The organism is Mesorhizobium sp. M7A.F.Ca.CA.001.10.2.1 (assembly GCF_003998575.1).
Lineage (GTDB): Bacteria > Pseudomonadota > Alphaproteobacteria > Rhizobiales > Rhizobiaceae > Mesorhizobium.
The window spans coordinates 1-2314 of the sequence record NZ_RZQY01000816.1 but is presented as its reverse complement, the minus strand read 5'-3'; the positions used below and the strand labels follow the sequence as shown (position 1 = coordinate 2314).

Here is a 2314-nt window from a genome sequence, read left to right as displayed (position 1 = left end):
GCTTCGCAACCGCTGCCGGATCTTCGGCCGGCGCTGCGCCGACTTCGCTCTCGGCGCGTTCGAGCAGCGGGCCAAGGCGGCCGTGACGCTGGCTCAGCTGGCTCTGCCGTTCAAGCAGTTCGCTGACCTTGGTTTCCATCAGCTGCTGGTCGAGCAACTGCCGGCTGGTGATGCGGTCGACCTGGGCGCGAAGCGCCGAAATGCGATCTTCATAGGCTTGCTGCATGCGCGCCTGGCGCGCCGTGGTGGCGCCTATCAGATCGTCGCGCAGCACCAGATAGGAGGTGGCCATGAGGTAGCCGACGGCAATGGCGGCGAGCGCCGAGCCGATAAAGGCCGCCAGCCACGGTCGGATCGTGAAATGCCTGATCTCGTTGCCCCGGGCGATGATGACCGTATGGGGCTCCTTACGCCTGCCGAAGACTGCGGACTGACCGGTTGCGTTCACGGGACCAAGCTTTCGTTTACGACACCACGACAGCTTGACTACACATTATTAAGGTTAACAAAGGCTTGCAGGGCCGGCTTGCCCGCAGCGAACGCCCGCCAGGCGTGCGTATGGTTGTAAGGGAAACCGGGCCAACCTCGCCGGCAAAACCTCAAAGCGCGCGAACGGCCTCGAGCACCTCTTCCGCATGGCCCTTGACGCGGACCTTGCGCCAAATCCTGGCGATCCGCCCGTCGCGGCCGATCAGGAACGTCGCGCGCTCGACGCCCATATACTTGCGGCCATACATCGATTTCTCGACCCACAGATGGTAGGCTTCGATCACCTTGCGCTCCTCGTCGGCGGCGAGGTCGATAGTGAGATTGTATTTCGACTTGAACTTGTCGTGCTTCTTGACGGGGTCGGGCGACAGGCCGATCACCACGGCGCCGGCCTTCTCGAAGTCCGGCTTCAGTTGCGAGAAGCTGATCGCCTCCTGCGTGCAGCTTGTTGTGTCGTCCTGCGGATAGAAATACAGCACGATGGGCTTGCCGGACGATGCGGCAAGGCTGACTGATCCGCCGCCGTCCCGCGGCAGGTCGAATTGCGGCGCGAGATCGCCTACGTCGAGGTCAGCCATACCGATGCCCTTGTTTGAGGTTACGCGCGAAGCCACACCGATATAGTGTCGGACGGGGATTCGTCCACGATCGAGTTCGTACAACGGAAAATTGCGTGGATCAGGAGCGACCGCAGCACGAGAAGATCCGGTTCAGGCGTGATGAGATCACCGACCTGGGGACCTTTCCGTCCGCCTGCCGTGTGCCGCCGCTCGGTCAGGCTTCGATCGGACGCGGTTTTCGCATCCTGTCGCGACTGTTCGCCGGTCTGGTCGCTTTCGTGCTGCTGGCCGCCGTGCTCGTTTATCTGGTTGGCGCCTCCGGCATCGGATCCGACCGGCTTCGCACCGAGGCGGAAACGGCGCTCGAGAAACTGGCGGGCGTCGATGTCAATGTCGCGGTCGGGCCTGCCCGCATCACGCTCGACGGTTCGAGTTTCATCGCGCTTCAGGTCAGCGACGTCAGCTTGAAGACTTCGGACGGTAAGCCGATGGCCGATGCCGGCCGCGTGCGCTTCGGCGTGCGTCTGTTCCCGCTGCTGTGGGGAGATGTGCGGCTGACCAGCGCCAGGATCTCGGATGCCCGCATCGTCGTGGCGGCGATGCCGTCAGGCGGCGACTGGACCGCCGGCCTGCGCAATGCGGACGGCCTCATCGATCCGGAGAAGCTGTCCGCCGCGGTGTTCGGAAACATCAACCACGCACTCGATGCCGTGCGGGAGGATTCGCTGCGCCGGATCGACCTTCGCAATGTCGAATTCGTGCTGCCCGAAACCGGAGCGATCAAGCTCGTCAAGATCACCGACGCCACCGTCGTGCAGTCGGGCCCGGGCGGCATGCAGTTCTCGTCCACGGCCGACATCGACGGCAGGACGGCTACCGTTGCCGCTTCCGCCTCCCGCGATATCGCGGCGCACCGCGTCACGGCACTGGATGCGAGCGTCGATCTGGCCGATACCGGCGATATGGCGGCCGCTGCCGGCAAGCTGGGAACCGTCGCGCTGAAGCTGACGGGATCGGAAGGGTTCGGCGCGAACGCATCGCGGCTGACGGCCGCTTTGTCGTCGACGGGTTCTGTCCTCGATCTCGGCACGCGAGGACTGCTGCCGGCGGACGTCGATATCAATGCGACGCTGGTTGCGGGCAGCAACAAGATCCAGGTCGACAGATTGCTGCTGAAGACCGGCCGCTCGACATTCGATTTCGCCGGTTCGATCGGGCCGAAGCCGGCAAGCGGAGCGGTGGGTGAAGAACCCTCCTATCGCTAC

General features: G+C 64.1%; 1 protein-coding gene and 2 pseudogenes. 1 reads left to right on the top strand and 2 read right to left on the bottom strand.

Annotation, left to right across the window (positions count from 1 at the left end; translation table 11 throughout):
• Together EN964_RS32115 and EN964_RS32110 are read right to left on the bottom strand one after the other, a co-directional pair.
• Positions 1-448: pseudogene (locus tag EN964_RS32115) on the bottom strand (vitamin K epoxide reductase family protein); the annotation flags it as partial.
• Positions 449-599: 151 nt separating this feature from the next.
• Positions 600-1067 (bottom strand): peroxiredoxin, encoded by a 468-nt coding sequence (locus EN964_RS32110; protein ID WP_127258257.1) that lies wholly within the window; start codon positions 1065-1067, stop codon positions 600-602.
• A gap of 95 nt (positions 1068-1162) precedes the next feature.
• Between EN964_RS32110 and EN964_RS32105 the strand changes: the two are divergent.
• Positions 1163-2314: pseudogene (locus EN964_RS32105) on the top strand (hypothetical protein); the annotation flags it as partial.